The sequence below is a fragment of the Microcoleus sp. BROC3 genome (assembly GCF_036702515.1).
GTDB lineage: Bacteria > Cyanobacteriota > Cyanobacteriia > Cyanobacteriales > Microcoleaceae > Microcoleus.
Genome location: NZ_JAUBTQ010000126.1, coordinates 1 through 4,561 on the forward strand (window position 1 = coordinate 1; position 4,561 = coordinate 4,561).

Sequence of the window (4,561 nt, forward strand, 5' to 3'; positions counted from 1 at the left end):
AAATACAACGCTCGCCAGGATTAAGTGCAACGCCGCTTGCAATCATCGGTTTGAGCCAGGAGAGCCGTGCAACTATCCTTCAATCATCTCCAAAATTGCCTCAATATCTGCGAGTGTTGCCGCTGATTTCTTGCGCTTGGCTTTCAGTCTATTTAATAGGTCAGCAGCCTCTGGTAGCTCAATTTCAGGGGGTGGGGTAGGGTACAGCTCAACCCTCGTGTCGCTCACTAAATTCTGTAAGCTCCTGTTCTCAGCCTTTAACCATGCCACTTCCACCGCTCCAGTTCTTGTGTCACCCGATTGAGACTGTTTCTTTTCTACTTCCGAACCACCACGCCTATCTGCTGTGTCACGCGGTTCGAGTTTTTTGTCAAGTTGTCGGGCATAATCTAGAGTAGCGTCAGTCAGGGCGATAGGAACTCGAATAGTGCGAGTCGGGCCGCTATGCCAAGCAGCTTTAAAGCGGGAATCTTTGATTGAGTCTTCGTGTCCTTTAGGGTTTGGCATAACAAACAAATCCCATGTGTCAAGCGTTTCAATTAGTCCAGCAGTAAGGTCGAGCAGTGTCAAGCGCGTGACACACGACTTTTTTTGTGTCCTCAGCCGGACGGGCAGGCGGCTATTTTTCCGATGGCCGATTTTTTAATTGTGACTACGAACAAGACAATGGCGACCAGTCGTAAAAATCTCGCTGGGAGCTTTAGGCAGGGATTCCCCAATTTCTACATTTAGAGCTGGAAACTGTTACAGTTCCCTCAGCCTATTCATATATTTTCAGATTTGACAATTGACCGAGCGCCTCTGGGATGGAGGTAATTTCATTGCCACCGAGCCAAAGCTCTGTCAGATTCGACAATTGCCCGAGTGCCTTTGGAATGGCTGTAATCTGATTGTTATTGAGGCCAAGCCCTTCCAAATTCGACAGTTTGCCAAGCGCATCTGGGATGGCTGTAATCTGATTGTCACTGAGGGAAAGCAATTCAAGATTGGACAGTTTATCAATGGCTTCTGGGATTTCGGTAATCTGATTGCTCCAGAGGTAAAGCTCTGTCAGATTTGACAGTTGCCCGCTCGCATCTGGGATGGCTGTAATCTGATTTTCACAGACGTAAAGCGCTGTCAGATTGGACAGTTGCCCGATCGCATCTGGGATGGCTGTAATCTGATTTCCACATAGGTAAAGCGCTGTCAGATTCGACAGTTGCCCGATCGCATCTGGGATAGCTGTAATCTGATTGCTCCAGAGGTAAAGCGATTCAAGATTGGACAGTTGCCCGATCGCATCTGGGATGGCTGTAATCTGATTGCCATCAACAGAAAGCCATATCAGATTGGACAGTTTGCCTAGGGCTTCTGGGATGGAGGTAATTTGATTGTCCTCGAGGTAAAGCCGTTCAAGATTGGACAGCTTGCCGATGGCTTCTGGGATGGAGGTAATCTGATTGCCCCCGAGGGAAAGCGATTCAAGATTGGACAGTTGTCCGATCACGTCTGGAATGGAGCTAATCTGATTGTTACGAAGGTCAAGCTCTCTCAAATGCGTACACTTGACAATCTCCAGCGGCAATTCCTCCAACCCCAATCCAGACAAATTCAGTTCCTTCAATTTTTTCTCAGCAGCCCATTCAATTCGTCGCACCGCTTCCTTTCGGGTCATATCCTTTAGCTCTTAGTAATATTCATTTTATTGTGTCCATATTTCCCAGCCTAGGACGTGGAAGCAGTGCCGCTACGTCAGATTATGAGATATTTTGATAAATTTGTGGCTGTTGTAGTTATGAATAAGGATATACCTAAAGTCTCTGGATGTATTGTCTCAGGACTTTTCAATCATTTCTAAAATGAGTTCCACATCTGCAAGCGATGCGCTAGATTGTTGACGCTTGGTTTTCAACTGATTAAGCAGATTAGCAGCGTAGGGAAAATCTTTTCTGGCAAGCGCTGATTTTTTATTTTCAGCTAGGGCTGCTTCAAGTTTTTCTTTCAGGTCAGAGACTTCTAAGCTCAGTTGAGCGCACTTTGCCTCACTGTTGTCTAACTCTTCCCGCACTTCAAGTTGCGCTTGCATTAGAGCCAACTCACGGTCTAAATTGCGGGTAGTTTTAATTTCAGCTTTCCGCCGCCGGAACAAAAGCTCAAAGAAATAGCAGTAAGCAGTAGTTATCGGTAAAACGACGAGGACACGTATTATCTTATTCCACAAATATAAGGGTTCCCAGGGAAGAAGCATTATTATTTCTAGAGAAAATGGAATTGCAAAAATGAAGCCTAAAAATAAAAACACAAAAGCTTTCAACCCTTCTCGCCAGTGCCAGCCAGTTCCCGAACATCGGTTGCTAATAAGCCATTGACGGATGCGGTCGTAGTTCGGCACCTCGCTGGGTAAATTTGTTATGGCTGCTTCTACTATTCTGGCGGTCATGTAGTGGAGGAATGTGAAAAGAAATAGCTGAACGAACCAAGCAATTGTCAGCAATATGAAACAATCAGCAATATTGTTAACTTTTGAGAAGCCCTTGTATACAAAGAAGCTGAAACTCATGGAAACAATGAAGCCCTTTATCAAGGAAACAATGCAGTCCTTTAACCATGAGATAGGATAAGAAAACCATGCAGGCCATGAGTGAACTTTCATGAGCTTAAGGTGTCTAGCTTGAATAGGGATAAAGCTATTGTCTCAAATTTTACGCTCAGGTGGTGGATTCAATTTTCTAGGTCAATGACTGGGAGGTTAAATTATTTCAGCCGAGCATATCAAAAATAGGCTAGGCTCCTGTCCCACCTCTGATAGTAAACACTCCAGGCTCTGCCTCAGCTTATGTAACTTTCTCAGCCTACAACTTGTAACCCTTGCAGCTAAGTCAGAATACTGCAATTTCCCTATTTAGAGCTGAAAACTGTTACAGATTCCTTAGCCTATTCATCTATTTTCAGCTTCGGCAATTGTTTGAGCGCTTCTGGGATGGAGGTAATCTCATTGTTCCTGATGTCAAGCTCTGTCAGATTGGACAGTTGTCCTAGTGCCTCTGGGATGGAGGTAATCTTATTGCTACCGAGAATAAGCTTTGTCAGACTGGACAGTTGCCCTAGTGTCTCTGGAATACACGTAATCTCATTGTGACTGAGGTCAAGACCTATCAGATTGGACAGTTGCCCTAGCGCCTCTGGGATAGAGGTAATCTCATTGTGACTGAGGTCAAGGTATATTAGATTCGACAGTTTTCCTAGCACCTCGGGGATGAAAGTAATCTGGTTCTTACTGAGATAAAGCCACCTAAGACTCGACAGTTGCCCTAGTCCCTCTGGGATGGAGGTAATATTATTGTTGTAGAGGTCAAGCCATTTTAGATTAGATAGTTGCCCGAACTCCTCTGGGATGGAGGTAATCTCATTATTACCGAGGTCAAGGATTCCTATATTGGACAGTTGTCCGAACTCCTTTGGGATGGAAGTAATATTATTATTACGGAGGTCAAGCCCTGTCAGATGGGAGAGTTGCCTTAGCTCCTTTGGGATGGAGGTAATATGATTGTCACTGAGTACAAGCACTTTTAGAGTCGTGTACTTGACAATTTCTGGTGGGAATTCTTTCAAATTCTGCAAGGGCAACCGCAGTTGCATTCGATCGCTAACCTGCTCAAATGGTGGCACTGGATACTCTTTCGTCATGTCTCTTATCTCTCCCTAGCATTTATTGTCACAAAATTCAAAATATTTCTGTTTTATTTGACTCTCTAGCTTTTAGAAGTGGGGCTTCATTGTCAGACAATGACCCATCAAACATCTTGGCATCAAATCAGCCCCAACATTCTAGCTTCTGGGTCGTAGCTAGAGATTAGGACAAGTAGTAAGATAGGTTACAGACAAGCTGCAAGACAAGTGCCAAACACTCCAGCCTAGCGAAAGCGAAGCAAAGTTAACTATGATGTTTACAGTTAAACTAGGCAAACTGATACTGGTTACTCAATATGGATTATTATGCGCCAAGCCAGCTACCCGATATTGATGCAGTTGAACTTGTTGACTTGAAGGGTCTTCAACCTAATCTAGTTAGCGGATACATGGAGGCAGCCAAAAATGCGCCATTCGTTCGGGTTAAAGGAGACACGGCACAACAAATTGCCCATTTATGGCGACACCTTCCCCCCGACGGACAAATGCGCTGCCACTACCCGCCGTTCGGGTTGCGCTTCTACGCGGATAATAAATTGCTAGTACAAGGATCTGTTTGTTGGGAGTGCAATAATATTCATGCTGAGGAGAATGGTAAAAACTTGGTATACGAATTTGATGCACAACATCCACATTCGCAAGAACTCCTTATTTTATTACAGCTTTTAGCAAAGCAATCGTTTTAAACAATCGAGCAAACATCTAGGAGGAAACTAAATTTTTTTGTATAATCCATAACAGCGAATTTGAGGAACCACAGAGGCACAAAGGTCACAAAGTTTTTCATCAGCGCAGATCGCTTTAATCGATGGGAAGTTGACTGAGAAGTTATCATAGGGCAACGGAAAGTAGAAACGGAGCAAATTGCTCTTTCTGTCAGTCTAGCGGG

Annotated in this window: 5 protein-coding genes; 1 reads left to right on the plus strand and 4 read right to left on the minus strand. The window is 44.3% G+C overall.

Annotation, left to right across the window (positions count from 1 at the left end):
- Positions 1-72 precede the first annotated feature (72 nt).
- From QUB30_RS32840 to QUB30_RS32855, 4 genes are all read right to left on the minus strand, one after another.
- Positions 73-507: a hypothetical protein gene (locus QUB30_RS32840; RefSeq protein WP_333342387.1), complete on the minus strand. Its 435-nt coding sequence runs from the start codon at positions 505-507 to the stop codon at positions 73-75.
- A 253-nt stretch (positions 508-760) separates the two neighbouring features.
- Positions 761-1,657 carry a leucine-rich repeat domain-containing protein gene (locus QUB30_RS32845; RefSeq protein WP_333342390.1) on the minus strand — a complete coding sequence of 299 codons (897 nt, stop codon included), beginning with the start codon at positions 1,655-1,657 and terminating at the stop codon, positions 761-763.
- A gap of 159 nt (positions 1,658-1,816) precedes the next feature.
- Positions 1,817-2,635: a hypothetical protein gene (locus QUB30_RS32850; protein WP_333342393.1), complete on the minus strand. Its 819-nt coding sequence runs from the start codon at positions 2,633-2,635 to the stop codon at positions 1,817-1,819.
- 281 nt (positions 2,636-2,916) lie between these two features.
- Positions 2,917-3,669, minus strand: a complete 753-nt coding sequence (locus QUB30_RS32855; RefSeq protein ID WP_333342395.1) for a leucine-rich repeat domain-containing protein — start codon at positions 3,667-3,669, stop codon at positions 2,917-2,919.
- Positions 3,670-3,968: 299 nt separating this feature from the next.
- Between QUB30_RS32855 and QUB30_RS32860 the strand changes: the two genes are divergently transcribed.
- Positions 3,969-4,358, plus strand: coding sequence for a hypothetical protein (locus tag QUB30_RS32860; RefSeq protein ID WP_333342398.1), 390 nt, complete (start codon positions 3,969-3,971; stop codon positions 4,356-4,358).
- Positions 4,359-4,561: the final 203 nt, after the last annotated feature.